The organism is Duganella kummerowiae (genome assembly GCF_053572355.1).
Map to the genome: position 1 here is coordinate 71896 of NZ_JBKFEH010000017.1, position 23916 is coordinate 95811.

Consider the following 23916-nt stretch of genomic DNA (forward strand, 5'->3'; position numbering starts at 1 on the left):
GCCCGGCGGAAATCGCTTAATATAGGAACAATAATTATCTGTTTGAAAACTACCAAGGGTTAAGGCGCCTTTGCCGGGGCGATGCGTGGGCCGATGTTTTTGTACCTGACCAATTTCTTCGTATTTGTCATCATGGGCGGCGCCTTGCTGATGGCGGCGCACCGCCATACCAGCCAGGCTTTTGCGCGCGACATGGGCTGGTCCACCATGTTTGCCAGCCTGGTAGCCATGGGCTACATGATCACCGTCCACGCCCGTCCGGAAGACAAGCCGGCCGGCCTGCTGCTGGTGGCGCTGGGCGCCGTGCCCAGCGTGCTGTTCCTGATCTCCGGCGTGGTGCGGCTGGCCGGCCGGCGCCTGCCGCGCCCGCTGGCGGCCTGCATCGCCCTGCTGCTGCTGGCCGTGATGCTGGCGCCGGCGGACGGCACCCGCCTGTTCTACTGGGCCCTGATCAACATGGCCGTGCTGTGCACGGTGGGCGCCCTGGCCACGCATTGGCTGTGGCGCAGCAAGCTGGTGGAATGGCTGGTCGGCCCGCTGCTGATCCTGCTGGGCCTGAACCAGATCGTGCTGCTGACCCAGGGCGCGGACGGGGTGCCGCTCAACCTGTTCGGCGCCATCGTGCTGCGGGTGGCGGTGGCTTGCGTGTTCCTGTTTGCCGCGCTGGACCGTTCGATTGGCCAGCTGGGCCGCCTGTACACCCGTTTCCAGCTGCTGACCGAGCACTCGCTGCAGGGGGTGGTGGTGACCGACGGCCAGCGCATCCTCTATGCCAACCCGGCCGCCCTGGCCATCTACGGCCTGCCGCGCAATGCCGGCATCGAGGCCCTGGCGCACCTGCCCCAGGCCAGCTTCAATACCGACATCCTGCACATGCAGCACAGCCAGCTGCACCAGCACGCGGTGGATGTGGCGCGCTGGGAAGGCAAGCGCATGATGGCTGACGGCCGCGAGCGCGATCTGCGCTTCCAGGCCTGGCGCATCGACTGGGAGGGCACGCCGGCCTCGCAGCTGCTGATCACCGACGATACCGAGCGCAACACCGCCGCGCGCGAGCTGCAGCACCAGGCCACCCACGACGAGCTGACCGGCCTGCCCAACCGCAGCATGCTGGTGCCGCTGCTGAAACAGTATTGCGTGCCGGACGGCTCGCCCTGCACCCTGGTGGTGCTGAACATCGACCGCTTCAAGCTGTTCAACCAGAGCCAGGGCCACGTGGCCGGCGACCACGTGCTGCAAGCCTTCGCCGCCAAGCTGCACGAGGTGCTGGGGCCGCACGCTTCGCTGCTGCGCCTGGGTGGCGACGAGTTCGGCATCATCGAGCCGGATGCGCTGGGCGCGCGCGACCTGTCATGGCGCCTGCACAACGCCTGTTTGCAGCCGCTGGAAGTGCCGGACGGCGAATACTTCATCGACGCGTCCATGGGCATGGCGGTGTTCCCCACCCATGCGCGCAAGCCGGAAGGATTGCTGCGCGCGGCCAACGCCGCCATGTACCAGGCCAAGCGCACGCCCGGCACCTCGATGGTGGTGGCCGAACAGCGCTTCGAGCAGATGTCGGTGCAGGCCCTGGAGCACGAGCAGGCGCTGCGCCGCAGCTTCAAGAGCAGCGAGGTCTATCTCGACTATCAGCCCAAGATCGATGCCACCAGCGGCGAACTGCTGGGCTTTGAAGCGCTGGCGCGCTGGCAGCGTCCCGGCTACGGCTCGGTGAGCCCGGTGGAGTTCATCCAGATCGCCGAGCACACCGGCCTGATCACGGAACTGGGCGGCATGCTGCTGCGCGAAGCCTGCCGCCAGATTGCCGAATGGCTGGCCGCCTATGGCGATTGCCTGCCGGTGGCGGTCAATGTCTCGCCGGTGCAGCTGCTCAATGCCGGCTTCCTGCAGATGGTGGAGGATGCGCTGCAGCGCTACGCCGTGCCGGCGCGCTACCTGACGCTGGAAATCACGGAAAGCGCAGCCGTCAATAACCTGGAGGAAACGCGCTTGCAGCTGCAGCAGCTGCGCGAACTGGGAGTGGTGGTGGCGATGGACGATTTCGGTACCGGTTTCTCGTCGCTCAGCATGCTGCGCCGCCTGCCGCTCAGCATACTCAAGATAGACCGTGGCCTGGTCGAGCCGCTGCCGGCGCCGGACGCGGTGGCGGTGGTGACCGCCATCTGCCAGCTGGCCGATGCGCTCAAGCTGCGCGTGGTGGCGGAAGGTGTGGAGACGGAAGAGCAGGCGGCCGCCGCGCGCGCGGCCGGTTGCCAGGAATTCCAGGGCTTCCTGTATGCGCCGCCGCTGAGCGCGGCCCAGGCCGGCGAACGGCTGCGCCGCACGGTGCGGGCGCGCGGCCCGCTGACCATCGTGCGCAGCGCTTAATTATCCGATTAAGCGTCCACTGCGCCAAAGCGGCGCAGGATGGCGTCGGCCTGTTCGCGCTGTTCGTCATCGTCCACATCGACACTGAGCAGGGCGCCGGCCGCCAGGCGCTCGCGCGTGGCCGCCGCCGCTGCCGGACCGCCCGGCGTGAGCGCATCCATCACATTGCTGACGGCCTGGGTGGCGGCATCCGTGCCGGGGCGGGAGTGCGGATTGACGGTGACGCTGGCGGCCGGAAAGCCGTCCGCCAGCAGGGCGTTGCGGGCGCTTTCGGCGTCGCTGGTTTGCTTGAAATTGCGATGGATGGTATGGGCCATAATCATTCTCCTGTTATAGCCCTATTGTGCACAAGAACGCCGGCCGGCGGCGCACACCTTACTCGGTAAAGCCGGTCACCACGGTGTCGAAGTGCTCGACCTTGGGCGGCTGCGCGAAATACTGGCCGACCAGGGCGCGCCACGCCTGGAAGTCGTCGCTGCCACGGAAGTCCACGGTATGGTTTTCCAGCGTGGCCCAGCCGATCACCAGGTGATAGGTATCGGGCGATTCGATGCCGCGGTCCAGGCGCACCGACAAGCAGCCCTTGGCGCGCTGGAACAGCGGTATGGCCTGGGCCACGCCGGCCTGGAAGGCGTCGTGCGCGTCGGGTTTGATGTACAGCTCGGCGATTTCATAGATCATGGGGAGTCCTCGGGTGACGGATGGGGTGCGGCTATTGTGCCTCAAGCGGCGCTGTTTTGCTGGCGCGGGCCTGGCCCGCTGTCAGGCGCCGCAGCGGCCGTCCCGGCCCGGCGTGCGCAGCATGAACTGCATGGCCTGGCGCGCCAGCTCGCTGACATCGGCGCCGCTGCCGGGCTTGTACCACTGCACCGTCCAGTTCAGCGCGCCGAAGATCAGCAGGCGGTCGAACTGCGAGGGCATGGCCCATTCGCCGGACTGGTGCAGGGCCACGATGGCCTGGTCCCAGACCGCCTCGTAGCGGTCCTTGAGGGCGGCGATGCGCTCGCGCGCCTCGTTTTCCAGCGAGCGCCATTCGTACAGCAGCACGGCGATGAAATGGTGGTCCGGCGCCAGCAGCGCCTGCAAGTGGGTTTCCACCATGCGGTGCAGGCGTTCGCGCGGCGCCAGGCCGAGGGTGGCGATGGCCTCCATCTGCGCCAGGGCGCGCTCCATGCCCTGTTCCATGATGGCGGCCAGGATATCCTGCTTGGTCTTGAAGTGATAGAACCAGCTGCCGGCCTGGATGCCGGTGGCGGCGGCGATGTCGCGCACGGTGGTATTGTCGTAGCCCTTTTCGCGGAACAGCTGGGCCGACTTCTCGATCAGTTCCGCGCGCAGGCCGCCGCCTTCGCCTTTTTGCGGGCGGCCGCGCTTCTTGCTGCGGACAGGCTCGGAGACAGTGGCGGTCATGTTCGTGTCACGGACGGAGTCGATGCGAATCATTTTAATGCAGAGCAGGGCGCACGCGGCAACTGAGCTGAAATTGCAACAGTTATCGCTGACTGTTGATGAGTGGCATGGCCGCACAGGGCGGCGGGTTGGCGCATCACGGCTTGGCGGGGCGGGTCCTCCTGCGGGTTGCGGGCACAGGTTTGATACAGATCAGGCGCCTGAGGCGGCGGGCGCTTAATCTGGTCTGGCCGGCATATGCCGGCGCCTGCTGAGGTTGACAACGCCATGTGGAGCCACGAGGATGAAGCCATGGAACCGCCCGAACAAGCCCGCGGCGGCGTGCTGGTGCGCGCCGTCCACACCCTGGATAGCCTGGCCCTCCGCCTGGACGAGAGCGCGAAGGAAACGCGCGCGCTGCTGCAGGAGGCGCGGCGCGAGACCAGGGACAACTTCAGGGAGGTCCATGCGCGCATCGATGCGCTGGGGACTGAACTGAACCAACGTACCGACGCGGTCAGGAAAGAGGTCACGGCGCGCATCGACGTGATGTCCAGCGAGTTGCGGACCCGTCTCGATACGATGAATAGCGAGCTCACGGCCCGCATCGATGCCGTGAACATGCAGCTCACGGCCCGCATCGATGCACTGAACAGGGAGTTGACGGTCCGTCTCGACGAGCATCGAAAGGAAACCGGAAAGAACTTTGCGGAAGTAAATGCTCGCATCGAAACGATGAACAGGGAAGTGACGTTCCGTCTCGACGAGCATCGGAAGGAAACGGCGAAGAACTTTGCCGAAGTAAATGCCCGTATCGAAGCGGTAAATAGAGAGCTGGTGGTTCGGCTCGATGGGCATAGGATGGAAACGGCGAAGAACATTGCTGAAGTAAATGTCCGCATCGATACGATGAACACTGAACTGGTGGTCCGCCTCGATGAGCATCGCAAGGAAATGGCGAAGAACTTTGCCGAAGTAAATGCCCGTATCGAAGGGGTAAATAGAGAGCTGGTGGTTCGGCTCGATGGGCATAGGATGGAATCGGCGAAGAACATTGCTGAAGTAAATGTCCGCATCGATACGATGAACAGTGAACTGGTGGTCCGCCTCGATGAGCATCGCAAGGAAATGGCGAAGAACTTTGCCGAATCACATGCCCGTATCGAAGCGGTGAACAAGGAAGTGGTGGTCCGCACCGATGCCGTGAGAACGGAGTTGACAGTTCGCACGGAAGCGGTGAGGACCGAGCTGGCGGCCAACTGCGCCGAGATCAACGCCCGCATCGAAGCATTGCGCCGCGAGAGCGAAACGCGGGTCGAGCTCGCGCGCGGCGAACAGCGTTCCGGCTTTCAGGAATTGCGCCAGGAATTTGCAACCCACCGGCGCTGGCTGGCGGGCCTCATGGTCACCAATGCGATCGCGGTGGCGGGCCTGCTGGTGCGTCTGTTTCCCCTTGGCTGAGCACCCGGATTTCCGCATATTCAAGCGCGATTTTATTCTTTTGCCGGCGATCCGCTTTCTCCTATGCTGATGGGGGTTGTTTGAACGATAACCAGGAGAATGCAATGAAACCCGAAACCATCGCCGTGCACGGCGGCTACCGTCCCGATCCCACCACGCGCGCCGTTGCCGTGCCCATCTACCAGACGGCGGCCTATGCCTTCGACGACACCCAGCATGGCGCCGACCTGTTCGATCTCAAGGTCCAGGGCAACATCTACAGCCGTATCATGAATCCCACCAACGACGTGCTGGAGCAGCGCCTGGCCGCGCTGGAGGGCGGCGTAGGTGCGCTGGCGCTGGCGTCCGGCCAGGCGGCCGTGACCTACGCCGTCCTGACCATCGCCGAGGCCGGCGACAACATCGTGTCGGCCTCCACGCTGTACGGCGGCACCTACAACCTGTTCGCCCACACCTTGCCGCAATATGGCATAGGCACACGCTTTGCGGACCCGCGCACACCGGAAGCGTTCGCCGCCCTGATCGACGAGCGCACCAAGGCCGTGTTCATCGAATCGATAGGCAACCCGCTGGGAAATGTGACCGATATCGAGCGCATCGCCGCCATCGCCCACCAGCACGGCGTGCCGCTGATCGTCGACAACACGGTGGCCACGCCCTATCTGCTGCGCCCCTTCGACTACGGGGCCGACATCGTGGTGCACTCGCTGACCAAGTACCTGGGCGGACATGGCAATTCCATCGGCGGCGCGATTGTCGACTCCGGGCGGTTCCCGTGGGCGCAGCACAAGGAGCGCTTCAAGCGCCTGAACGAGCCGGACGTGTCGTACCACGGCGTGGTGTACACGGATGCGCTGGGGCCGGCGGCCTATATCGGCCGGGCGCGCGTGGTGCCGCTGCGCAATACGGGCGCTGCGCTGTCGCCATTCAACGCCTTCCTGATTCTGCAAGGCATAGAAACGCTGGCGCTGCGCCTGGACCGCATCACCGCCAATGCCCGCAAAGTGGCGGAATACCTGAGCGGGCATGCCAAGGTCAAGTGGGTCAACTATGCCGGGCTGGAAGGGCACAGCGACTACGAGCTGGCGCAGAAATACCTGGGCGGGCGTCCCTCGGGTGTGCTGACCTTCGGCGTGCAAGGCGGCGTCGAGGGCGGGGCGCGCTTCCAGGATGCGCTGCAGCTGTTCACGCGGCTGGTGAACATCGGCGACGCCAAGTCGCTGGCCTGCCATCCGGCCTCCACCACGCACCGCCAGCTCAATCCCGAGGAATTGGACAAGGCCGGGGTGACGGTGGACACGGTGCGGCTGTCGATAGGCATAGAACATATCGACGACCTGGTGGCCGACCTGGAGCAGGCGCTGGCCGCCGTGTAGTCGTCGATCAAGGAATATGGTGCCGGTATATTTCCCGACCGCCGGCGCCGGTAGAGCCGTCCCGGAGGACGCTGGAGGGTCGTTCTATGTGAGAACTGGACGCCATCATAGCGGGCAAATGTGACGGGCGTTTGACGTGTTTCCGTGCCAGTGCAAGGCGCGGCGATTTGCGGTAGAATGGAGCTTCCTTCTGCAAGATGGTCAAGTTTCCGGGGTCGACCTGGTTTCGACGTGGGTTGCAAAGCAGAACAGGGCATACCGAGGACTGGTTACCTCGTAAATACATCCAGAACGTAATAACTGCAAACGATAACTCGTACGCACTGGCTGCTTAATTGCAGCTGCCTCCTCACCGCTTCTTCCCTGGGGCGGGCCGTAAAAAGCTGAGGAGTCATTTACAGGGAATCGCGCTACAACGGGTCACTTGAAGTAGCGTTAAATCTAAGGTGAATCGCCTGTCCAAAACGTGCATATCCGTGTTGTACAGGCTAAATTAAATGATAATGCTAAGTATGTAGAACTGTCTGTAGAGTGCTTGCGGACGCGGGTTCGATTCCCGCCGACTCCACCAGTATTTAGTTTAAAATCAAGTACTTGTAAGGTATAGGCTGTCATTAATTGGGTTGTTTTGGGGTTGGTTTGGCTCCTGAATGACAACAAAATGACAGCCTTTTTTACGCCTGTTTTTCCCCTGGTTTTGCCGTCCCGTACAGTTGCTCGGCCCGGCTACCAGCCAGCGTATCCGCGTCAGGCATCCAGCGCCCATATCGACGAGCAATCATCGTCCAATCGCGGTGCCCCATCTGCTTCGCTACCCACATCGGGTGTTCGCCAGCGGAGAGCATCATGCTGGCATACGTGTGCCTGGTCTGGTACGGATATCGGTAACGCACTCCGGCCTTTTTGATAGCCCACTGCCATAGTGTCTTCCTGATCGGCTGATCGCCAGTCCACCGCTCACCAGTCTGAGGGTTCTGGAATATCTCAACCCCCTTCAGGTAGGTATGCTCCTTCTGCGCGAGCAACGCCTCCAGCGCGCCGCCCAGCAATTTGATCTCGCGCCGCCCCGCCGCAGTCTTTGTGGTTTCCGCCTGAGCCGCCTTTTGCGTCATCGCCCTTGAGACCTTCACTACCCCGCGAATGAAGTCCACATCCTTCCAGTCCAGTGCGGTGAGCTCCGAGGTGCGCATGCCCGTCCAGAGAGCGAACTGGATGAGGTTGCGCCCCTGGCCGGTAGATGCAGCGAGGATAGCGGCCTGCTCCTCCCTGGTGAACGGGTCGATCTCATCTTCCTCCTTCGGCGCCTCCGCCCTGGAATAGCACCAGCCCGCCAGAGGATTTATCTCCAGCAACTCATCGACCTCGACTGCTTCTTCCAGCGCCGCGCGCAGCACGCTCTGGATGTTGGCCAGCGTCTTGTTGCTGGCCTTGATTCCCTCCAGTTTGTCACGCACATGCTTTTTCTGCAGCGACCCCAATTTCATTTCGCCGAACCAGGGTATCAGCTTTCCATCGACGATTTTACGGTACCCATCGTACGTACTTGCCTTTAGCTGCAGCTTCTGGCGCGCCAGCCACGCATCGAGGTAGCTCTCGACGCTTTTGACATCGCCAGGCTGGCTGGCGAATTTAGCTGCATTTGATGAGTTAGGGAACGTGGACACATAGTCGAAGCTGTTAGTGGCGATTGCATGCAAAATCGCGGCCCGGTGCTGCTCCGCCCGCCTCAGATTAGCGGCGGTGGGCTTGAGAGGGATGCGCTCCCGGCAGCGGATGCCCCGATACATAAAACTGATTTCGATGCTGCTTTCCGATGCACCTTTAACCCCGCGCCCGTCTCGACCCATTTTTCATATCCTTGTGCGTCTATCAAATTCCGCCCGTCCGGCGCCTTTATCCATACTTTTCCCTCTGGCCAGATCCCGTCACGGATCTTGGTCCGGATGGCGTCCTCGGTGTAGCCGGACTCGGCGGAGAACTTCGCGATAGTGAGGTAGCGTAGCATAGTTGTATTTAATGTATCTATTAGTGATCACGTGATCTGTGGTGCCAGCGTCAATTCGCATGCTGGCACTGCAACCGGGGAGCCTCGCAGGTAGACCATGGTCACAACCTCGGTGCTCGACGCGTCCACATAAAAGCTGTGTATGAAGCAGAATTTCTCCCGATAAACAACTTGCAGGGCCTTATGGGCAGCTCGCAATAGCGCTTGGTCATGCTTGAAGGCTTCGGCGCGCTCAAGCAAATACGGAGAAACATGCTGCTCACTGGCGCCCATGGCGGCTCTCCTTGAAGGTCTTGGTCAGCGCACCGTTGACGGCGCGCCCACGGCGCAGCACGGCGCGCGCCAGCCGGGCCTGGTCAGTGTGGCTGCTGCTGGCTTGGCCGATCAGGCCGAAGTAGCTGTTGGCCACGCACTGCAGGCTGGTGCCGTCGGCGTCAAGAACTCGCTGGATGGCACCCTTGACGACCCGCACCCGGGTGCGCGTGCTCCACGGCCTGATCACCTGGCCCACGAAGTCGATGCCGCGCTCGACGGGCTGCAGTATGGTCTTGCTGTCGTTCAAGCGGGCGTTCAGCCGTGTGGGCAGGAAGGCCTTGATCCGGGCGTGGGCGTTGTTCAGCCAGTCGGCGGACTCGTGCAGCAGCACGAAGTCATCGACGTAGCGGACGTACCGCCGCGCCTGCAGCCGGTGTTTAGCGAACTGGTCCAGCTGGTCCAGGTACACGTTGGCGAAGAACTGGCTGCTCAGGTTCCCGATCGGCAGGCCCAGATGAGGCGGCTGGTTGCTCAGGCGCTTGTGGGGCGGCACGCACTCCAGCAGCACCGGCGCGCCGCGATACTCGACATCCTGGCGCGGATCGTGGAACAGGATCGTTTCCATCAGCGCGCGCCACCACGGCTCAGCGATGCGCGGCGCCAGCAGTTCGTGCAGCACGCGCTTGTCGATGCTGACGAAGAAGTTGGCCAGGTCGCACTTCAGGTAGTAGGCCGGCCGGGACCAGTTCTCCGTGGTGCTGCGCACCTGGCGCTCCAGACGACGCACCGCGTAGAGCGTGCCGCGCCCAGGGATGCAGGCGCAGCTGTCGGCGGTGAACGAGGCGTGGAAGCGCGCGGCGATGCGGTTGTACAGCAGGTGGTGCACGATGCGATCGCGGAACGCCGCGGCCCACACCTCGCGTGCCTTGGGCCGGGTGACCACGAAGCATATGCTGCGCCCGGGCCGGTACTCGCCGCTGACCAAGTCCTCGTGCAGCTGGGTGAGGTTGCGCTCCAGCTGCTCCTCGAAGGCGAGGGCGCTGGGGCTGTTGCGTTTCGTCTCGCGGCAATCCAGGTAGGCGCGCACCAGCTCCAGGAAGGTCGCTGGTGCGGCCACCGCCGACTGATCTGCGGACCGCGCGGACGCGGCCGGCGTACGACTTGTGATCGTTGTTCTGGTTGCCGTTGTTGAAGTTCTGGTTCCAGGCATGGTCAGGGTAGGCCTCGTGCTGCGGTCGTGCGCGCTATCTACGTCGCCGCGCCGAAGGCCTGGGCCGATCAGCGTGGAAACTGCGCAGGACCAGTCCCGGCGCGCGCCGGCGGTATCCTTGATGCGCTTGGCGGTGCCCAGTTCGGGCAGCGGCGCGACCAGATTAGAAAATCGCTCAGGCATGATGGCCTTGACCCTCATGCTGCAGGCGAGCGGCGGGGTGTTTCTTCCATCCATTGGCCTGCTTGCCGATCTGGCTGCACAGCTCCACCGCGCCCGCGTACTGCGGGACGGAGATGAAGCGCTTATCGCGCGCCAGCCGGATCAGGATCTCCGCGACCTGCAGGCGCTCCAGCAGCTCGCCCAGGTGCGGCGCCTTATCGCGGGCGGCATTGGCGCGGGCGATCAGCACGAGGATCTCGATGCACTCCTCGTTGATCTTGCGGCCGAACGATCCCTTGAAGTCGCGCGGCATGTTCTTGACCAGGTCGGCGGCAAGGCCGAGCAGGTCGTAGGCAACTTTGTAGATCGGCAGTTGGGTATGGATGGTCATGGTGCTACCAAATGGTCAGGCGGCTGATCTGCGGACCGCGCGGGCGCGGGCGATGGAATACACGTGATCTCCTCCCTGAAGGCCGTTGAGGAAGTTATGGCCCCAGGCGTGCTCTGGAAAGGTCTCGTGTTGTTCACCGGACCAATACCAGGCCGGTTGGAACGCCTCCTGCAGATTGGCGAACAGCAGGCTCTGCTCGCGGCGCGTCGGCAGCTCGCCGCCGGCCTTCGCCGCCCATTCCTTCGCTTCGTGCCAGGTCAGTTTCTTTCCAGCAGAGCCGGGCAGCAGGAAAATATGCTGGTTCGGCTGGGTGCCCATGCCCAGCAGCAGGCCGGCATACAGCTCGCCGGGCCGCAGGCTTTCGCTCATGAATTGCGTGTCGCTCATGCCAGTCGCTTTCGAATGATCAAATGGTCAAATGGCCAATCTGCGGACCGCGCGGACGCGGCCGGCGTACGACTTGTGATCGTAGAGCTGGTTGCCGAGGCTGAAGTACTGGAGCCAGGCATGGGCAGGGTAGGCCACGTGCTGCTCTCCAGACCAATACCAGCCGGCCTGGAACTCGGACTTCAGGTTGGCGAACAGCAGGCTCTGCTCGCGCCGCGTCGGCAGCTCGCCGCCGGCCTTTGCCGCCCATTCCTTCGCCTGATCCCAGGTCAGCTTTTCGGCCGCGCCGGGGAGCAGGAAAATGTGCTGGTCCGGCTGGCCATCGGCGCCAAGCAGCAGGCCGGCATACAGCTCACCAGGCCGCAGGTTTTCGCTCATGAATTGCGCTTTACTCATGGCAGTCGCTTTCAAATGATCAAATGGTTAAAGGGGCAATCTGCGGACCGCGCGGACGCGGCCGGCGTACGACTTGTGACCGGTGACCTGGAGGCCGTTGCCGAAGTCCTGGCCCCAGGCACGGCCAGGGTAGGCCTCGCGCTGCGTGCTGGACCAGTACCAGGCTGGGATCAGCGCGTCAGGCTCATCCTCGCGCAGCACCTCCACGGTGGTCTGGGCGGGCAGCTCGCCGGTGTAGTGGGCGCCGGCCGGGATGCTGCTGGGGTTTTCGCCCTCGCCGGCCCAGTTGCCGGTGGTGGACGGTTTGAACGCGCGGTACAGGATTTCCAGCTCATCGCGGGCCGGGATATACCAGCCGCTGACGCCGCCGATCTCCAGAGCCTGCACGCGCTGCGCAAGCTTGCTGCCGGCGGCGGCCATGGCCGCGGTGTTGGCCAAGCCGTCAGCACGGCTGGTGGTGCCGGCCACGGAGTCGTTGCTGGCGTTCCAGCGGCCGCTCAGCTCGCCAGCGGCGCCGGCCATGATCAGGGCGTAGGGCTTGCCATCGACCAGGATCTGGCCGGCGTAGTAGCCGCCTTCGAACAGCGCGCCGACGGTAGCCGGGATGGTGCGGGTGTCTTGGTTCATTTTTCGCTTTCAGGGTGGTTGTAATCCGGCCTGAGCCGGGCTGGGGAAATTGCGTGGGCTACCACCAGTTCCAGATCAGGGCCGCCAGAAGCGAGCCTTCGATCAGGATGATGGACAGCCAGGCCTTGCGCGTCGCGGCGGGGTCCTTCTTGACGTCCGCCTCGTAGTCCGGAAACTCAGTCATGGTGGCCGCCCTCCGAGTCGGCCTGGTCGGCCGTCAGCTCGCGGTAGCGCTGCAGGAAGGCTGCGCGAGCGGTGGCGGGCGGCATCGGCCGAATGGTCTGCTGCAGCGGCTGCACTCCCGCCAAGCAACCCCACAGGCCGGCGCCGGGCGGCATCAGGTCGCGCTTCTCGGTGGCCAGCAGCACCATGTCCGCCGCCTTCACGCAGGCAGGCAGCTTGGGCGCCAGGCCGAAGCGCGCCAGCACGGCATGCTCAACCACGCGCTCGATGGCTTTGTAGTCCGGCAGCAGTGCCTTCAGCGGGCTGGCGACGTCGCCAATGAACGCCTCGGCCGCATCGTGCAGCAGGCCGGCCAGCGCATGCTCAGGCGGCACGATCTGGCTGACCAGCACCGAGTGCTGGGCCACCGAGTAGAACTCGCGCACGTGGCCGGAAAAGCGGCACACGTGGGACAGGGCGTGCGCGATATCCTCGATGTGGAACTGCGAGCGCTCCGGTGTCAGGAAATTGAAGTAATGGCCCGAGTGAGTGAAGATGTCGGGACGCATGGTCGCGGTGCTCATGCCTTTGCCTCCCCGCCCATGGCATCAACCACATCGGCCAGCAGCTGCGCCAGCTCGGCCGTCATCAGCATGAAGTCGCCGTCGAAGCGCTCGTCGTCGTTGCGGTTGGTGCCGCGCTCCTGCTCGTTCAGCACATCCAGCGGCTTGACGTTCTTGATCGCCAGGGCATCGGTCAGCACGAACGAGATCTTGCCGTTCCAGGTGAGCGCGAGGCGCTTACACTGCTTGCCGGCCTTGATGTGGCGGCGTACCTCGTCCGGCTCCAGCGAGTGCTTGACGTAGCGCACGGCAGCCTTGCTCTCGCCGGTGGCGCGCAGCTCGGTGTCCATGTCCACGGTAAAGCCGTCGGGCGCATCGTCGTCCTCCAGCCAGTTGGTCATCACCGCCACTGGGGAGCGCTGCACGCGCAGCGATTCCAGCGGCATGCGGTCGACCGCTTTCAGCAGCAGCTTGATGACCTCGTCTGCCTTTGCCGGGCTGCCCGCGTCGACTACCAGCCAACCGTTGACCGGGTCGATCCAGATCGGCGTGTGGTCGATCACCGGGAAGGCGCGCGGCATCAGCTCGTCGGCGACGCGCTCCTTCAGCTCCTTCATCGCCTTTTTTCCGGGCGTGAAGCCCTGGGTGGCTTCCAGCGCAATGGCGCGCTGCTTGGCGACTTGGTTGATCACCTTGGCCGGCAGCAGCTTGCGCTCGCTGGACAGGCGCAGCAGGTACTGGCGGTTGACGACGTGCACGAGGGCGCCGTTCGGGCGCGGCCTGCCCCAGCCCTGGCGCAGCAGCTCATTGCTGCCGGCCGGAGTAATTTCGTGCGGCGCCAGCGCGGCGGCCAGCTGCTCGGCGGTCATCGCCCACGGGGCGGGCAGGCGGTAGACCTGCAAATGGCGGAACCAGGACATTGTGTCTCCTATGGGGTAGTGGTGTTGAGCGCAGCTTCCATGCGCTGCGCTGCAGCTTCCTCGGCAGCCAGGGCCTGGCGCAGGTCGCGCTCGATGGCGCGCTTCTGGTACTGCAGCTGGATCGTGCGCGAAACCGCGTGGCGGAACGTGTAGCGGGCGTGGTGGTAGCGCACGGCGCGCACCAGGGTGCTGAGCGGGGCGATCACGGCAGCACCATCGCGGTGATGCCCATGGCGCCGGCGTCGTACGCGGCGTCGATCAGCAGGCCGAGATCGCCAATGGCGGAGTAGACGCGCATGCCATCGGCGGTGCGGGCGGTGATGAGGTATTTCATGCAGCCTCCGGCGCTGGCGAGGTTGCGGGCGCCATCGGCGGCTGCACGATGCTGTAGATGGCATCGCCCAGCTGGCGGTCGTAGATCGCGACCATGCCCGACAGGGCGGCCACGAAGATTTGGGCGCGGGCGCCGGCGTTTTCCTGGGTGGCGGGCTGGCTACCGAAACCGGCTACCGTCAACTCCAGGGCCTGGCGCAGGGCGGTAAGGGTGAGGGGAGGTGCTTCTGCTGCTGCGTTGGACGTGCTCATGGCGCTCTCCATGGCGTGAGCTGATCACACCCGCGCCAGCGCGGCGCGGGACCGAATTACCGAAGGATTAAATGGGCAATCTGCGGACCGCGCGGACGCGGCCGGCGTACGACTTGCGACCGTAGTTCTGGTGGCCGAAGTCGAAGTCCTGGTCCCAGGCACGGCCAGGGGAGGCCTCGTGCTGCGTGCTGGACCAGTACCAGGATTCGCTGAATGCCTCTGCGCCACCGTCGCGGAAGGCTTCCACGGTGGTCTGCGCAGGCGAGTCGTCGGTGTATTCGGCGCCGGGCGGGATGCTGTTGGCGTTGACGCCATCGCCTTCCCAGTTCTCTTCGTCGGTCGGCTTCAGGTTGCGGTACAGGACTTCCAGCTCGTCGCGGGCCGGGATGTACCAGTCGCTGAAGCCGTTGATGGTGCTGGCCAGGATGCCGGCGGCAATGTCGCTGCCGGCGGCGGCCATGGCGCGGGTGTTGGCCAGGCCGTCAGCCAGGTCCAGGGCGCCGTCGACGCGGGTGAGGCTGCTGTTCCAGGGGGCGCGCTGCTCGCTGGCGCGCGGGGCGACGATCAGGGCGTAGGGTTGGCCGTCGATCTGGATGCGGCCGGCGAAGAAGCCGCCTTCGAAGGCGGTGCCGATCTCGGGCGGGGTGACGGTGGGCGCTGCGGGCGCGACTGCTGCGGGGGTGGCGGGGGCGTTCATTGGTCAGCTCCATCGGTGGTTGATGGAACTGACTATAGCAATTTGCTTTTATGATTGCAATAGCAATTTGCGTTTATGTTTGCGCGCCTTGTGGTGTAAGAGCAACCTCCGCCGGCATCTCGTACTCATCCCACACTGCAGCCAGCCCGTGCGAGAACGGCCCTGTGGCTTCGCCGGTTATGCGTGCGGCAACGTGGTAGCCATTGAAGTAGGCTTTAAGAATTTTTGTTTTGATGTCGCTGGAGGCCTTGAGGTAGGCGGAGCCGAGGCCTTCGGCCGAGATGAACACAGCTACCGGGTCATTTGGAGCTGCGTAGTGGTGTGCTGATCTGGGACGAAGCCCGAGGATTGCTCCGAAGGGAAGCTTTACCGGGACGGGAGTACGCAATGCACAAGGAATGGTCAACAGAGTGGGTTTATATGGCGCCAGAAGTTTATTGATTTTTATAATTCTAAGATTATTTTCAGCTATCTCAAGTTTTCCTTGTGTAGATTCGCTTACTACTCTTGCGTCCGCTACTGCCTTTAACGCTTCAGCTTCAGATATTCGCTTAAATTCTATTTTGAATTTTAAATCGCTTTCTTTTTTTATTTCAGCATAAATACAGTGTCCAAGTAATAATTGATCGCATAGCCATTTGTTTTCGTCTTTTTTTAAAGTTGCTATCTTTCCCTTCCCTAGATCAAACCCTTCCAGATAAATATTGATAAAACCGTAATCTGGCCTTGTCCATAGCTGAGCGCGCGCTCCATCTTCGCAGGCTCGAAGCAAAACGGTATCGATTTCGAAAAATTTGCATTGGTCCGGGCTCATGTGCATCAAATTCTATCTGTTTCCCGTCGCACTACTCGGCCTATGATGAGGCATTCGCCGGCCCGGCAGCCTTTCGGCCGGTGCCTTGTCTGGTCAGCGTTGTCCGAAAATAACCACCACTCACCGCGCTCTTTTACAAGGCGTTTTATTACTGCTTCACCGTCATAGTTAAAAACAAAAACTTCGCCATCTTTCATTTTTGTATCAGCTGTATTTACTATGACTATGTCGCCATCGTAAAGATTTGGTTCCATACTATCCCCTGTGACGCTTAGGGCAACCAACTTTGATGGGTGCAAACCTTTTCTATCAACCCAGTTTTTATTTAAGCTCAGTACACTGCCATCGTATATTTCTGGAACGGTTTCAAAACCAGCAAATCCTGCGCGGACAATTAATTGCACTTTTGGAATGTGATAAAAGTTGGGGTCTGATGGGTCGGCGACCACAACGCGGAGAGCCCCTGGGATTGACTCCGGCACATCATGACTAACATCCATCCATCCCGGCGGCTTTTCGCAGCCGGTCTCTAGCTTTAGGGCCAAAGAGTCGCCTACCCCTCGCTCTCTGCCTGTTGAGGATTTCGCGCCGTTAAGTATCTGGCTTAGGTACATAGGAGCAGTGCCAGCCCGACGCGCCACCTCCTCAGCGGTCTTGAACTCGCTGATCAGTTTCCGAAGGTTCTCCAGGCGAATTTGTTTGTTTGTAGACATGACCATATTAGATAGCAATCTGCTTTTGTGCGGAATGCGCAATTTGCTATTGACCCTCCAAAAGCAAATTGCTATAGTCAATGCATGAAACTTATCGACTACGTTAAGCATCGCGGTGCCCAGCGTGCCCTGGCCGAGCAATTGGAGATCACTCCCGTGCTCATCAGCCAGTGGGCGAATGGAGTTCGGCCGATACCGCCTGAGCGCTGTGTTGAGATAGAGCTGGCTACAGGACGTCAGGTTACGAGGATCGACATGAGGCCTACCGACTGGGAAAAGATCTGGCCTGAGCTTGCCGCTTCGACTGCAGTTCAATCCCTCGCACAATTGGGAAAGGAGCCGCAATGACCACAACCCTGATCTGCATCGCCTTGCTCGCCCTTCTTTGCGGCGCCCTGGTCTGCCGGCTCGTGTCGCCACGCCAGCACGACGTGGCCGACCATCCCGCATTCCGCAAACTGCAGCGCGAGGTGCTGCAGCTGCGGAGTGAGCTGAAGCGCGTCACGTCCACAGCGGCAGCGGAGCGCCGCGCCGCCCTGCTCGTGACGATAAACGACCAGACCGCTTGTACGGCTGACCGCGTCCTCGCGGCGAAGTCGCTCCTGGCCGAGTCCACCTTTTCCCATTCCGCCACCAAAGGAACAGCATGAGCAACCAAGAGCCCGGCACCGCCACGCCCGACAACACCGTGACCCTCACCATCAACATCGAAGTCGAAACTGCCGGCCTGGAGCGCGCCGTCGAGTTGGCTGAGCGCCTGAAGTCCGCGCAGGCTGCCGTTGGAACGGCGGCGTCAGCCTCGGACACCGAGCGGCTCATCCAGTCGATGGAGCGACTGATTGCAAAGCTCGATGCCGAGCAAGAGCGCAGGGCCGCCGCTGCTCGCCCGTTCTTCGCGGCGCTGGCGAAGGTGACGTCTAACGGGGCGGAAGCTGCTGCTCCACATTTGCAAAAAACTTGATCGCATCTTGGTGGACAGCTTCCAGCACCCGGTAGGCGACGGGGTCCGGCCCTGCGTTCTGCGCGTCCCTCTTCAAGATGTTGATCAGGGCGCCAGGGATTTTGTCCCTCGCCTCTTGGTCGTGAAAGAACTTTTCCCAGTACAGCTGGGTTACGAGAAACCGAACAAGGATGGCTGAGGCAGCGATCTGGATGTCGTTGTCGTTCATGAGTTTTCCTCCCATTAATTAACGTTTTGGAAATGGAATAGTAACTCATTTGGCAACCTCATCCGTATTTGATGTTTTCAGTATCGCATTCTTTTTTTGAAACTTCCTCATTTGTTTAGGTCTTACCAAATGAACATCCTCGACGCTATCCAGAACACCGCCCGGTCCGCGCCCGGTGGCATTGAAACCCTCGCCGTCCGCATGGGCCTGGGCGCGCAACTCCTGCGCAACAAGGTGAATGCCAACGTCTCCACCAACTACCTCAACCCGCTGGAGCTGCAGGCCCTGCTGCAGCTGACTGGCGACATGAGCGTCCTGCACGCGCTGGCCCGCGAGGTCGGGCATGTTTGCATCCCCATCCAGGCCGAGGCTGCCGCGTCCGACGTCGCCATCCTGGAGCTGGTGACGCAGGTCTGGTCCGCCAGCGGCGAGGTCGGCACCGAGGTGCACGCCACCCTGGCCGACGGCATCGTCGAGCAGCACGAGATCGAGCGCGTGAAGGCCGCCGTGTACCGCGTCAACCGCGCTCTGGCCGACATGGTGTCCCGCCTGGAAGGCATGGCCGAGAAATGATTTCCAACCCCGCAAAGGAGAAGTGCATGCAGCACCAAGAAGTCGCCGCGCCGGCGCCGCTGGTCGCGAACCAGAACCGGCTGCTGGACCACCTGATCAAGACCCACCAGTTGAAAAACGACGCCGAGCTTGCGCGCAAGCTGGACGTTATGCCGCCGGTGATCAGCAAGATCCGCCACCACCGCCTGCCGGTGGGCGCCACGCTGATCATCCGCATGATGGATGAGTTTGATATCTCGCTGCGCGAGATCCGCGAGTTGCTGCTGCCGACCGTGGTGGTGGAAGCGTGACGGTGGCGGCGGAGCAGGACGTGTCGGCGCCGCAGGATGCCGACCAGGTAGAGCCCGGCCACGTCATGACCCGGGAACAGTACGAGCAGCTGCGCCAGCAACTGGCTGGCCAGAAATAGGAAAGGCCCGCATGCAGGCGGGCCTTAGGTACAACCAAAACTGAAGGGATTATATATGAAATTGCCTCCCAAAGGATCACGCGGCCGCCTGATCCTCGAAACGCTCCTGCAGGAGCCTGCCACCGTCTACCAAGGCATGGAGCGCCACGGCGACCTCGGGCGCTCCGAGTTCGATATCCGCAAGCTGTATGCCGAGCTGGAAGCATCGGGCTGCTGCACGCGCTCCGGTGTCGTGTACACCATCACCATCGCCGCAAAGGATGCGCTGCGCCCGCCGCCGGCCGAGGAGGCCGAGCAGGCGCCCGTTGTAGCTCCGGCGTACGTCGGCGACTGGCGCGCCCCGGCGCTGAGTGCCCAGTCCGCGCGCCGTTTCGGCGCCGCGTTCGGCGGCCAAGGTCATCGGGTGTGATCATGGGCGCTTTCTGTGTTTTCGGCATCAGCCGTGCAGCCTGCCTGGTCCAGGCATCGAAGCTTCAGCCGACCTTTATCCCTGGTGCGGGTGGTCGGCATTACACCGTGGCCGAGTGGGCCCAGCTCCGCAACCAACTGGCCGAGGAGCTGTTTCAGACCTCGACCAAAATCGAGCGCATCAGCCCCGAGCTGGACGCGCCTCAGTTATGCCAGGACTGGATTGACGTCAATCCGGACGAGGTGCGTAACGCCAAGATCATGGTGAGGGGGGGGCAAGGTAGACAAGCATGGCGAGCCGGTGCTGCGCAATGGCCAGCAGGTGATGACCTGGCTGGAGTACACCGGGCAGGAGGATGTGCATGAAGCGTGATGCTAACTTGTATGCCATTCAGGCCGCCTCAGCGACACTGGACTTATTCCCGGCCGAAGTACCTGCGGAGCGCTCCTGCCGTCCACCCATCGTCGATCACATGTGGGAGCGCGCGCAGTCCGAAGAGGTGCGACGCGACATCCTGGCCGTCTTTGCCGCAAAGCCCGCGCAGTGGCTTTCGTGGTCGGACTTCCGCTGCGTCATCAAGGCGCACCAGATCGGCGCCTGTCTCGGCCATGTGCTGTTCGGCATGGTTCGTGAGGGCAAGATCATCGAAAAGATAATCTACTTCGGCACGGAGCGGCCTGGCCCTGGCTATGCCGGCTTCACCAGCAACTGGGGGACAACGGATACCGCTGGCCCACGAGTAGAAGTTGGGGGCGCCGGCCCGATGGACTTGCTGAAGGAGGCCGTGTAGATGGCTCGCGCGCGCAATATCAAACCTGGTCTGTACAAAAACGAAGACCTGTCTGAATGCTCGATCTGGGCTCGCTTCATCTTCCCCGGCCTTTGGATGCTGGCGGACCGTGAAGGGCGCCTGGAGGATCGTCCGAAGCGCATCAAGGGCGAGTTGCTCGCATACGACAGCGTCGAAGTGGACCCGCTGCTGGAAGAGCTTGCTCGGTTCGGTTTCATCGATCGCTATGAGGTGGACGGGCAGCGCTACATCCAGATCCTGAAATTCTCCGAACACCAGGCGCCGCACTCGACCGAAAGGGACAGCCTGCTGCCGGATAGGGATGGCTTCCTTACCGTACATGAGCGCACCAAAAACGGTGGAATAACAGGCAGTGTCAGGAGGATTAGGTTTGACGAGCCTGTGGATAACGTTAATCCACGGCGTGAGCCTGTTAATCCACCAAACCATAACGCCCTGATTCCTGATTCACTGATTCCTGATTCAAATACTACTACCCCTGACGGGGTAGTTGCCGCCAGCGTTGCTGGTGGCGAGAAGGTTGTCCGGATCAAGTCCAGCAAGCCTGACTGCCCGCACCAGCAGATCATCGCGCTGTATCACGAGGTGCTCCCGCAATGCCCGCAGATCCGCGACTGGACACCGGCCCGGGCAAACCAGCTACGAGCGCGCTGGAACGAGGACAAGCGCCGCCAGGACCTCGACTACTGGCGCAAGTTTTTCGAGTACGTCGGCACGTGTGACTTTCTGGTCGGCCGCAGCAAGCAGCCGTTCTTTGCCGACCTGGAATGGATGACCAAGCCGGGCAACTTCGCCAAGATCCGCGAGGGTCGTTACGAGAACCGGGGTGCCGCATGAGCGAACACGAGACCGTTCCTCAGGCCATCGAGGCCGAGCAGTCCGTTATCGGCGCCCTGCTGCGCGACAACGGGGCAGTGGACTGGATGGGCGACCTGAAGCCGGCGCACTTCTTCCGCCACGACCACCGCCTGATCTTCACGGAGATCCTGCGCCAGATCGCCGCCGGCGAGGCCTGCGACGTCATCTCGGCCGGCGCCGCCTTGGCCGCCAAGGTGCAGGACTGCATGCCGTACCTGAACAGCCTGCAGCAGAGCATCCCCAGCGCCGCCAACATCGGGCGGTACGCCGACCTGGTGCGCGATCGCGCGCTGCGCCGGGGTCTACTGGCCGCCACGTCTGAGATGAACGAGCTGGCATTCAACCCTGGGAGCCGCACGGCGGCCGAGGTGTTGGACATTGCCCAGGGACGGCTCAGCGCGCTCGCCGAGACGCGCTCGGTAGCCGACCCGGAACACGCCTCCCACGCCATGATCGCGCACATCGCCGTGATCGACAGCCGCGTGGATCGCAAGTACACGGGCATCGCCACCGGCTTCCCCGACATTGACGAGCTGCTGACTGGTGGTCCGAACCGTGGCGCGCTGGTGATCCTTGGCGCCCGGCCTTCCATGGGCAAGACAGCCCTGTCGCTCAACATCGCCACCGCCGTGGCGCGCGAGCACAGCGTGCTGTTCCTGTCCCAGGAGATGCAGAAGGGGGAGTTACTGGACCGGTGTATTGCGTCGCTGGGTACCGTTCCCCTCACGGCCGTCATTCGCGGCGACCTTAGCCCTCAACAGTGGGACGGTTTCTCGGCGGCCAATGCGAAGCTGCAGGAAATGAACCTGTACCTGGATGACCAGCCGGCGCTCACCCTGCTGGACGTGCGCGGCAAAGCGCGCGCGGTGAAGCGCAAGCATGGCCTGGATATGCTGGTGGTGGACTACCTGCAGCTGATGAGCGGCGCCAACCCGTCCGACAGTCGCAACCAGCAGATCGAGGAGATCAGCCGGGGCCTGAAGGCGCTGGCCAAGGAGCTGAATATCGTGGTCATCGCGCTGTCCCAGCTGTCCCGCAACGCGGCGAACAAAAGCCGCCCGCAGCTGTCCGACCTGCGCGACTCGGGCGCCATCGAGCAGGACGCCGACATCGTCATGTTCGTGCACCGGGAGGAAGTCGACAACCCACAGACTCACATGCGCGGCGTTGCCGATGTGTTCATCGCGAAGAACCGGCAGGGCCGCATCGACGATGTGATGCTGGAGTACGAGGGCGCCTACACCAGGTTTGTGCATACCCGGCGCGAGCGGCCCTCAGCGCCCGCGCCGCATTCCCGGCGCGGTCTGGCTGCCGCGCTTTAATTCCTACATACCAACATCCTGAAAGGACAAGCATGGGCATCGACAAGGACCAGGTCTACGCGCTGATCGCAAAGCGCCCCAAGATCCGCACGGTGGAGATCGCTGACATCATCGACTGCGAGCCCGACCAGGTGGAGCCGGCGCTGGCGCAGGAGATCCAACGCGGCGACATCGTTGTGCATAAGGTAACCGCTCCGAACGGCAGGCCGGCGAACGGCTTCGAGTTCAGCGGCCAATTCAAACAGACGGAAGCGTACAAAGCTATCGGTGGCATGGCTGGGGTCGAGTCGGAGCCGCTGGTGGTCAGCTCCGCCGCCGTCCCGCCGCCGCCCGGCGCCGAGGTGAAGGAGGAAGTCGCCGTCCTTATGACAAACAAGCGCGAACAAACTGGCTTGACGCATGCCGAAACCGCTATAGCCTTCATCCGTAGCGCGCCGGGTCAGCTGGTCAACACGAACCAGCTGCGCAAGGCAATGGGCCTGGATCAGGGCCGCTATCCTGCAACCTACCTCATGGCCGCGTTGCGCGATGGTCGCCTGGCGCGCGACGGCGCCATGTGGACGCTCGGCCCAGCCGTAGATGCGGGAAAAGAGGCGGTCGCCCCGCCTCTGCCGATACCATTGTTCCGCAACGCCACGCCGCCTGCCATCCCGGCGGCCGCGGTGTCCCAGCAGGCATCCGGCGATCCGAGACGGCCGGCATTCCGGTGTGCGCGCTGGTCCGACGGCATCCTTGAGCTGCAGCGCGACGGCAAAACCATCGCTGAACTGACGCCGGACGAGCAGACCATCTTGGCCGCATCGCAAGCGAGCGCAGTTTGAGCGTCGACGTCTTCAAGGTGGGCGCGATCTGGCACTACCGGTTCCAGGTCCGCCCGTTCCCACGCATCCAGCGCAGCACCAGGCTGCGCAACAAGCGCGCTGCCGAGGCCGTGGCAACAGCGGCATACCTGCACGCCGTCGAGCGGGCCAACGGCGGCCAGCCTATCCCCACGCTGGCCCAGCTGCTGGCCGACTGGATGAAGCTGCACGCCCCTCACTGCAGCGACCACCACGTGCGCAGCGTCGAGATCTTCGGCCGCCTGCACATGCACGGCCTGGCCGACACCCTGATCAGCGAGCTGGACACCACCACGGTGGAGCGCGCCCGCATCGAACACCTCCAGACCCACAACCACGCCAGCACCAATCACTGGCTGCGCGTGCTCAAGCTACTGGTGAGCTGGGCGGTGCGCCGCAAGATCCTGGCGCGTCTGCCGTGGGATGTCGCCATGCTCAAGGTGCAAAAGCGTCCGCGCGTGATGCTGCCGGTAAGCGCCGCCAGCACCTGGTTCGCCGCGGTTGATCGTGCTGCTGGCCGGGCCACCGGAATCGGCGTCGCCGCGCGCCTGCTGCTGCTCCTGGGCCTGCGCGAGAGCGAGGCGATCAGCGCCCGCTGGGAGTGGATCGACTGGGAGCGCCGCACCTACACGCCCGGCAAGACCAAGGGCAAGGAGGCCGACCCGCTTCCGATGCTGGACTGGCTGGTCGACTACCTGCGCCCGCTGCGCCAGGCCGAGGGCCTGATCGTATGCCGCGCCGATGGCAGTGCGTTCGGCAGTGGCTTCATGCGCGCGGCCATCCGGGCCGCCAATGCTGCCTGCGCCACCAAGGGCATCACACCGCACCGCCTACGCGGCACCATCGCCACCTGGCTCAGCGAGAACGGCGTGCCGGTGCAGGACGTGCAGGCCTTCCTGCGCCACAAGGACGTGCGCACCACCATGGCCTACCTGGAGAAGAGCATGGGACGCGTCGTGAAGTCGCAGCGCGAAATCGCCATCAACATCGGTTTAACAGGGCGAGAAAACGGCGAACACCACCCAGCAAACCCGCATGAATCATAG

36 protein-coding genes and 1 other RNA gene are annotated in these 23916 nt (G+C 63.0%); 17 read left to right on the top strand and 20 right to left on the bottom strand.

The genetic code is table 11. The features are described from left to right. Positions 1–81 precede the first annotated feature (81 nt). Positions 82–2367 carry a putative bifunctional diguanylate cyclase/phosphodiesterase gene (locus ACLB1G_RS21695; RefSeq protein WP_491629325.1) on the top strand — a complete coding sequence of 762 codons (2286 nt, stop codon included), beginning with the start codon at positions 82–84 and terminating at the stop codon, positions 2365–2367. Between the two features lie 8 nt (positions 2368–2375). Here the strand turns inward: ACLB1G_RS21695 and ACLB1G_RS21700 are convergent, their stop codons facing one another. From ACLB1G_RS21700 to ACLB1G_RS21710, 3 genes are all read right to left on the bottom strand, one after another. Continuing rightward, positions 2376–2684, bottom strand: a complete 309-nt coding sequence (locus ACLB1G_RS21700; RefSeq protein ID WP_491629326.1) for a hypothetical protein — start codon at positions 2682–2684, stop codon at positions 2376–2378. A 58-nt stretch (positions 2685–2742) separates the two neighbouring features. After that, the gene (locus ACLB1G_RS21705; RefSeq protein WP_491629327.1) at positions 2743–3048 is read right to left on the bottom strand and encodes an antibiotic biosynthesis monooxygenase family protein; all 306 of its coding nucleotides are present in this window, start codon (positions 3046–3048) and stop codon (positions 2743–2745) included. An 81-nt stretch (positions 3049–3129) separates the two neighbouring features. Then, positions 3130–3777 (bottom strand): TetR/AcrR family transcriptional regulator, encoded by a 648-nt coding sequence (locus ACLB1G_RS21710; RefSeq protein WP_491629328.1) that lies wholly within the window; start codon positions 3775–3777, stop codon positions 3130–3132. 291 nt (positions 3778–4068) lie between these two features. Between ACLB1G_RS21710 and ACLB1G_RS21715 the strand changes: the two genes are divergently transcribed. The 3 genes from ACLB1G_RS21715 to ssrA all read left to right on the top strand — a co-directional run bounded on the left by ACLB1G_RS21715 (position 4069) and on the right by ssrA (position 7164). After that, positions 4069–5217 (top strand): hypothetical protein, encoded by a 1149-nt coding sequence (locus ACLB1G_RS21715; protein WP_491629329.1) that lies wholly within the window; start codon positions 4069–4071, stop codon positions 5215–5217. Positions 5218–5321: 104 nt separating this feature from the next. Next, positions 5322–6593: an O-acetylhomoserine aminocarboxypropyltransferase/cysteine synthase family protein gene (locus ACLB1G_RS21720; RefSeq protein WP_491629330.1), complete on the top strand. Its 1272-nt coding sequence runs from the start codon at positions 5322–5324 to the stop codon at positions 6591–6593. Positions 6594–6804: 211 nt separating this feature from the next. Beyond that, positions 6805–7164: a transfer-messenger RNA gene (ssrA, locus tag ACLB1G_RS21725) on the top strand. Positions 7165–7267: 103 nt separating this feature from the next. Here ssrA and ACLB1G_RS21730 read toward each other — a convergent pair. The 16 genes from ACLB1G_RS21730 to ACLB1G_RS21805 form a co-directional block, all read right to left on the bottom strand. Beyond that, complete coding sequence (locus ACLB1G_RS21730) at positions 7268–8440, bottom strand: Arm DNA-binding domain-containing protein (protein WP_491629331.1); 1173 nt, start codon at positions 8438–8440, stop codon at positions 7268–7270. Between the two features lie 185 nt (positions 8441–8625). Further along, positions 8626–8871 carry a hypothetical protein gene (locus tag ACLB1G_RS21735; protein WP_491629332.1) on the bottom strand — a complete coding sequence of 82 codons (246 nt, stop codon included), beginning with the start codon at positions 8869–8871 and terminating at the stop codon, positions 8626–8628. Continuing rightward, entirely contained in the window at positions 8858–9970 is a 1113-nt protein-coding gene (locus ACLB1G_RS21740; RefSeq protein ID WP_491629333.1) for an RNA-directed DNA polymerase, read from the bottom strand. The genes ACLB1G_RS21735 and ACLB1G_RS21740 overlap by 14 nt, the downstream gene beginning before the upstream one ends. A gap of 268 nt (positions 9971–10238) precedes the next feature. Next, positions 10239–10616: a four helix bundle protein gene (locus ACLB1G_RS21745; protein WP_491629334.1), complete on the bottom strand. Its 378-nt coding sequence runs from the start codon at positions 10614–10616 to the stop codon at positions 10239–10241. A 15-nt stretch (positions 10617–10631) separates the two neighbouring features. Beyond that, on the bottom strand, positions 10632–11003 hold the full coding sequence (locus ACLB1G_RS21750; RefSeq protein WP_491629335.1) for an Lcl C-terminal domain-containing protein: 372 nt from the start codon (positions 11001–11003) through the stop codon (positions 10632–10634). A 27-nt stretch (positions 11004–11030) separates the two neighbouring features. Then, positions 11031–11381: an Lcl C-terminal domain-containing protein gene (locus tag ACLB1G_RS21755; RefSeq protein ID WP_491629336.1), complete on the bottom strand. Its 351-nt coding sequence runs from the start codon at positions 11379–11381 to the stop codon at positions 11031–11033. 45 nt (positions 11382–11426) lie between these two features. Continuing rightward, entirely contained in the window at positions 11427–12026 is a 600-nt protein-coding gene (locus ACLB1G_RS21760; protein ID WP_491629337.1) for an Lcl domain-containing protein, read from the bottom strand. Positions 12027–12084: 58 nt separating this feature from the next. Then, positions 12085–12210, bottom strand: coding sequence for a hypothetical protein (locus ACLB1G_RS21765; RefSeq protein WP_491629338.1), 126 nt, complete (start codon positions 12208–12210; stop codon positions 12085–12087). Next, positions 12203–12772 (bottom strand): HD domain-containing protein, encoded by a 570-nt coding sequence (locus ACLB1G_RS21770; protein ID WP_491629339.1) that lies wholly within the window; start codon positions 12770–12772, stop codon positions 12203–12205. Before ACLB1G_RS21770 ends, ACLB1G_RS21765 begins: the two co-directional genes overlap by 8 nt. Then, complete coding sequence (locus ACLB1G_RS21775; RefSeq protein WP_491629340.1) at positions 12769–13671, bottom strand: recombination-associated protein RdgC; 903 nt, start codon at positions 13669–13671, stop codon at positions 12769–12771. The genes ACLB1G_RS21770 and ACLB1G_RS21775 overlap by 4 nt, the downstream gene beginning before the upstream one ends. Before the next feature lie 8 nt (positions 13672–13679). Next, positions 13680–13877, bottom strand: coding sequence for a hypothetical protein (locus tag ACLB1G_RS21780; RefSeq protein WP_491629341.1), 198 nt, complete (start codon positions 13875–13877; stop codon positions 13680–13682). Next, positions 13874–14005 (bottom strand): hypothetical protein, encoded by a 132-nt coding sequence (locus ACLB1G_RS21785; protein WP_491629342.1) that lies wholly within the window; start codon positions 14003–14005, stop codon positions 13874–13876. The genes ACLB1G_RS21780 and ACLB1G_RS21785 overlap by 4 nt, the downstream gene beginning before the upstream one ends. Further along, a complete protein-coding gene (locus ACLB1G_RS21790) occupies positions 14002–14256 on the bottom strand; it encodes a hypothetical protein (protein ID WP_491629343.1) in 255 nt (84 codons plus the stop codon). The genes ACLB1G_RS21785 and ACLB1G_RS21790 overlap by 4 nt, the downstream gene beginning before the upstream one ends. A 67-nt stretch (positions 14257–14323) precedes the next feature. After that, complete coding sequence (locus tag ACLB1G_RS21795) at positions 14324–14953, bottom strand: Lcl C-terminal domain-containing protein (RefSeq protein ID WP_491629344.1); 630 nt, start codon at positions 14951–14953, stop codon at positions 14324–14326. A gap of 73 nt (positions 14954–15026) precedes the next feature. Next, positions 15027–15767 carry a hypothetical protein gene (locus ACLB1G_RS21800; RefSeq protein ID WP_491629345.1) on the bottom strand — a complete coding sequence of 247 codons (741 nt, stop codon included), beginning with the start codon at positions 15765–15767 and terminating at the stop codon, positions 15027–15029. 5 nt (positions 15768–15772) lie between these two features. Beyond that, on the bottom strand, positions 15773–16480 hold the full coding sequence (locus ACLB1G_RS21805; RefSeq protein WP_491629346.1) for a LexA family transcriptional regulator: 708 nt from the start codon (positions 16478–16480) through the stop codon (positions 15773–15775). Positions 16481–16564: 84 nt separating this feature from the next. Between ACLB1G_RS21805 and ACLB1G_RS21810 the strand changes: the two genes are divergently transcribed. The 3 genes from ACLB1G_RS21810 to ACLB1G_RS21820 are packed head-to-tail and all read left to right on the top strand — an operon-like array spanning position 16565 to position 17441. Beyond that, positions 16565–16828, top strand: coding sequence for a transcriptional regulator (locus tag ACLB1G_RS21810; protein ID WP_491629347.1), 264 nt, complete (start codon positions 16565–16567; stop codon positions 16826–16828). Continuing rightward, complete coding sequence (locus ACLB1G_RS21815; RefSeq protein WP_491629348.1) at positions 16825–17130, top strand: hypothetical protein; 306 nt, start codon at positions 16825–16827, stop codon at positions 17128–17130. Before ACLB1G_RS21810 ends, ACLB1G_RS21815 begins: the two co-directional genes overlap by 4 nt. Beyond that, the gene (locus tag ACLB1G_RS21820) at positions 17127–17441 is read left to right on the top strand and encodes a hypothetical protein (protein WP_491629349.1); all 315 of its coding nucleotides are present in this window, start codon (positions 17127–17129) and stop codon (positions 17439–17441) included. The genes ACLB1G_RS21815 and ACLB1G_RS21820 overlap by 4 nt, the downstream gene beginning before the upstream one ends. Here the strand turns inward: ACLB1G_RS21820 and ACLB1G_RS21825 are convergent. Further along, complete coding sequence (locus tag ACLB1G_RS21825) at positions 17398–17649, bottom strand: hypothetical protein (RefSeq protein WP_491629350.1); 252 nt, start codon at positions 17647–17649, stop codon at positions 17398–17400. The genes ACLB1G_RS21820 and ACLB1G_RS21825 overlap by 44 nt on opposite strands. 129 nt (positions 17650–17778) lie before the next feature. On the opposite strand from ACLB1G_RS21825, the gene ACLB1G_RS21830 reads away from it, so the two are divergent. Genes ACLB1G_RS21830 through ACLB1G_RS21875 form a run of 10 tightly spaced genes read left to right on the top strand, consistent with a single transcriptional unit; the run spans position 17779 to position 23916 of the window. Further along, on the top strand, positions 17779–18222 hold the full coding sequence (locus ACLB1G_RS21830) for a phage regulatory CII family protein (protein WP_491629351.1): 444 nt from the start codon (positions 17779–17781) through the stop codon (positions 18220–18222). 26 nt (positions 18223–18248) lie between these two features. Then, positions 18249–18512, top strand: coding sequence for a hypothetical protein (locus tag ACLB1G_RS21835; RefSeq protein WP_491629352.1), 264 nt, complete (start codon positions 18249–18251; stop codon positions 18510–18512). Further along, positions 18509–18631, top strand: coding sequence for a hypothetical protein (locus ACLB1G_RS21840; RefSeq protein ID WP_491629353.1), 123 nt, complete (start codon positions 18509–18511; stop codon positions 18629–18631). The genes ACLB1G_RS21835 and ACLB1G_RS21840 overlap by 4 nt, the downstream gene beginning before the upstream one ends. Positions 18632–18686: 55 nt before the next feature. Continuing rightward, positions 18687–19040 carry a hypothetical protein gene (locus tag ACLB1G_RS21845; protein ID WP_491629354.1) on the top strand — a complete coding sequence of 118 codons (354 nt, stop codon included), beginning with the start codon at positions 18687–18689 and terminating at the stop codon, positions 19038–19040. Between the two features lie 2 nt (positions 19041–19042). Further along, positions 19043–19405 carry a hypothetical protein gene (locus tag ACLB1G_RS21850; RefSeq protein ID WP_491629355.1) on the top strand — a complete coding sequence of 121 codons (363 nt, stop codon included), beginning with the start codon at positions 19043–19045 and terminating at the stop codon, positions 19403–19405. Further along, complete coding sequence (locus tag ACLB1G_RS21855) at positions 19402–19830, top strand: hypothetical protein (protein ID WP_491629356.1); 429 nt, start codon at positions 19402–19404, stop codon at positions 19828–19830. Before ACLB1G_RS21850 ends, ACLB1G_RS21855 begins: the two co-directional genes overlap by 4 nt. After that, positions 19831–20688, top strand: coding sequence for a hypothetical protein (locus tag ACLB1G_RS21860; RefSeq protein ID WP_491629357.1), 858 nt, complete (start codon positions 19831–19833; stop codon positions 20686–20688). Then, complete coding sequence (dnaB, locus tag ACLB1G_RS21865; RefSeq protein WP_491629358.1) at positions 20685–22031, top strand: replicative DNA helicase; 1347 nt, start codon at positions 20685–20687, stop codon at positions 22029–22031. Before ACLB1G_RS21860 ends, dnaB begins: the two co-directional genes overlap by 4 nt. A gap of 32 nt (positions 22032–22063) precedes the next feature. Further along, the gene (locus ACLB1G_RS21870) at positions 22064–22852 is read left to right on the top strand and encodes a hypothetical protein (protein WP_491629359.1); all 789 of its coding nucleotides are present in this window, start codon (positions 22064–22066) and stop codon (positions 22850–22852) included. Then, positions 22849–23916 carry a tyrosine-type recombinase/integrase gene (locus ACLB1G_RS21875; protein WP_491629360.1) on the top strand — a complete coding sequence of 356 codons (1068 nt, stop codon included), beginning with the start codon at positions 22849–22851 and terminating at the stop codon, positions 23914–23916. The genes ACLB1G_RS21870 and ACLB1G_RS21875 overlap by 4 nt, the downstream gene beginning before the upstream one ends.

What these genes read in the sequence shown, in the direction of transcription:
- ACLB1G_RS21800 (WP_491629345.1), bottom strand. Translation starts at nt 15,767, where the DNA reads ATGAGCCCGGACCAATGCAAATTTTTCGAAATCGATACCGTTTTGCTT.
- ACLB1G_RS21735 (WP_491629332.1), bottom strand. Translation starts at nt 8,871, where the DNA reads ATGGGCGCCAGTGAGCAGCATGTTTCTCCGTATTTGCTTGAGCGCGCC.
- ACLB1G_RS21775 (WP_491629340.1), bottom strand. Translation starts at nt 13,671, where the DNA reads ATGTCCTGGTTCCGCCATTTGCAGGTCTACCGCCTGCCCGCCCCGTGG.
- ACLB1G_RS21760 (WP_491629337.1), bottom strand. Translation starts at nt 12,026, where the DNA reads ATGAACCAAGACACCCGCACCATCCCGGCTACCGTCGGCGCGCTGTTC.
- ACLB1G_RS21705 (WP_491629327.1), bottom strand. Translation starts at nt 3,048, where the DNA reads ATGATCTATGAAATCGCCGAGCTGTACATCAAACCCGACGCGCACGAC.
- ACLB1G_RS21830 (WP_491629351.1), top strand. Translation starts at nt 17,779, where the DNA reads ATGAACATCCTCGACGCTATCCAGAACACCGCCCGGTCCGCGCCCGGT.
- ACLB1G_RS21845 (WP_491629354.1), top strand. Translation starts at nt 18,687, where the DNA reads ATGAAATTGCCTCCCAAAGGATCACGCGGCCGCCTGATCCTCGAAACG.
- ACLB1G_RS21805 (WP_491629346.1), bottom strand. Translation starts at nt 16,480, where the DNA reads ATGTCTACAAACAAACAAATTCGCCTGGAGAACCTTCGGAAACTGATC.
- ACLB1G_RS21730 (WP_491629331.1), bottom strand. Translation starts at nt 8,440, where the DNA reads ATGGGTCGAGACGGGCGCGGGGTTAAAGGTGCATCGGAAAGCAGCATC.
- ACLB1G_RS21715 (WP_491629329.1), top strand. Translation starts at nt 4,069, where the DNA reads ATGGAACCGCCCGAACAAGCCCGCGGCGGCGTGCTGGTGCGCGCCGTC.
- ACLB1G_RS21855 (WP_491629356.1), top strand. Translation starts at nt 19,402, where the DNA reads ATGAAGCGTGATGCTAACTTGTATGCCATTCAGGCCGCCTCAGCGACA.
- ACLB1G_RS21835 (WP_491629352.1), top strand. Translation starts at nt 18,249, where the DNA reads ATGCAGCACCAAGAAGTCGCCGCGCCGGCGCCGCTGGTCGCGAACCAG.
- ACLB1G_RS21825 (WP_491629350.1), bottom strand. Translation starts at nt 17,649, where the DNA reads ATGAACGACAACGACATCCAGATCGCTGCCTCAGCCATCCTTGTTCGG.
- ACLB1G_RS21785 (WP_491629342.1), bottom strand. Translation starts at nt 14,005, where the DNA reads ATGAAATACCTCATCACCGCCCGCACCGCCGATGGCATGCGCGTCTAC.
- ACLB1G_RS21815 (WP_491629348.1), top strand. Translation starts at nt 16,825, where the DNA reads ATGACCACAACCCTGATCTGCATCGCCTTGCTCGCCCTTCTTTGCGGC.
- ACLB1G_RS21710 (WP_491629328.1), bottom strand. Translation starts at nt 3,777, where the DNA reads ATGACCGCCACTGTCTCCGAGCCTGTCCGCAGCAAGAAGCGCGGCCGC.
- ACLB1G_RS21770 (WP_491629339.1), bottom strand. Translation starts at nt 12,772, where the DNA reads ATGAGCACCGCGACCATGCGTCCCGACATCTTCACTCACTCGGGCCAT.
- ACLB1G_RS21745 (WP_491629334.1), bottom strand. Translation starts at nt 10,616, where the DNA reads ATGACCATCCATACCCAACTGCCGATCTACAAAGTTGCCTACGACCTG.
- ACLB1G_RS21790 (WP_491629343.1), bottom strand. Translation starts at nt 14,256, where the DNA reads ATGAGCACGTCCAACGCAGCAGCAGAAGCACCTCCCCTCACCCTTACC.
- ACLB1G_RS21860 (WP_491629357.1), top strand. Translation starts at nt 19,831, where the DNA reads ATGGCTCGCGCGCGCAATATCAAACCTGGTCTGTACAAAAACGAAGAC.
- ACLB1G_RS21700 (WP_491629326.1), bottom strand. Translation starts at nt 2,684, where the DNA reads ATGGCCCATACCATCCATCGCAATTTCAAGCAAACCAGCGACGCCGAA.
- ACLB1G_RS21695 (WP_491629325.1), top strand. Translation starts at nt 82, where the DNA reads ATGCGTGGGCCGATGTTTTTGTACCTGACCAATTTCTTCGTATTTGTC.
- ACLB1G_RS21795 (WP_491629344.1), bottom strand. Translation starts at nt 14,953, where the DNA reads ATGAACGCCCCCGCCACCCCCGCAGCAGTCGCGCCCGCAGCGCCCACC.
- ACLB1G_RS21765 (WP_491629338.1), bottom strand. Translation starts at nt 12,210, where the DNA reads ATGACTGAGTTTCCGGACTACGAGGCGGACGTCAAGAAGGACCCCGCC.
- ACLB1G_RS21820 (WP_491629349.1), top strand. Translation starts at nt 17,127, where the DNA reads ATGAGCAACCAAGAGCCCGGCACCGCCACGCCCGACAACACCGTGACC.
- ACLB1G_RS21810 (WP_491629347.1), top strand. Translation starts at nt 16,565, where the DNA reads ATGAAACTTATCGACTACGTTAAGCATCGCGGTGCCCAGCGTGCCCTG.
- ACLB1G_RS21750 (WP_491629335.1), bottom strand. Translation starts at nt 11,003, where the DNA reads ATGAGCGACACGCAATTCATGAGCGAAAGCCTGCGGCCCGGCGAGCTG.
- ACLB1G_RS21755 (WP_491629336.1), bottom strand. Translation starts at nt 11,381, where the DNA reads ATGAGCGAAAACCTGCGGCCTGGTGAGCTGTATGCCGGCCTGCTGCTT.
- ACLB1G_RS21720 (WP_491629330.1), top strand. Translation starts at nt 5,322, where the DNA reads ATGAAACCCGAAACCATCGCCGTGCACGGCGGCTACCGTCCCGATCCC.
- ACLB1G_RS21850 (WP_491629355.1), top strand. Translation starts at nt 19,043, where the DNA reads ATGGGCGCTTTCTGTGTTTTCGGCATCAGCCGTGCAGCCTGCCTGGTC.
- ACLB1G_RS21870 (WP_491629359.1), top strand. Translation starts at nt 22,064, where the DNA reads ATGGGCATCGACAAGGACCAGGTCTACGCGCTGATCGCAAAGCGCCCC.
- dnaB (WP_491629358.1), top strand. Translation starts at nt 20,685, where the DNA reads ATGAGCGAACACGAGACCGTTCCTCAGGCCATCGAGGCCGAGCAGTCC.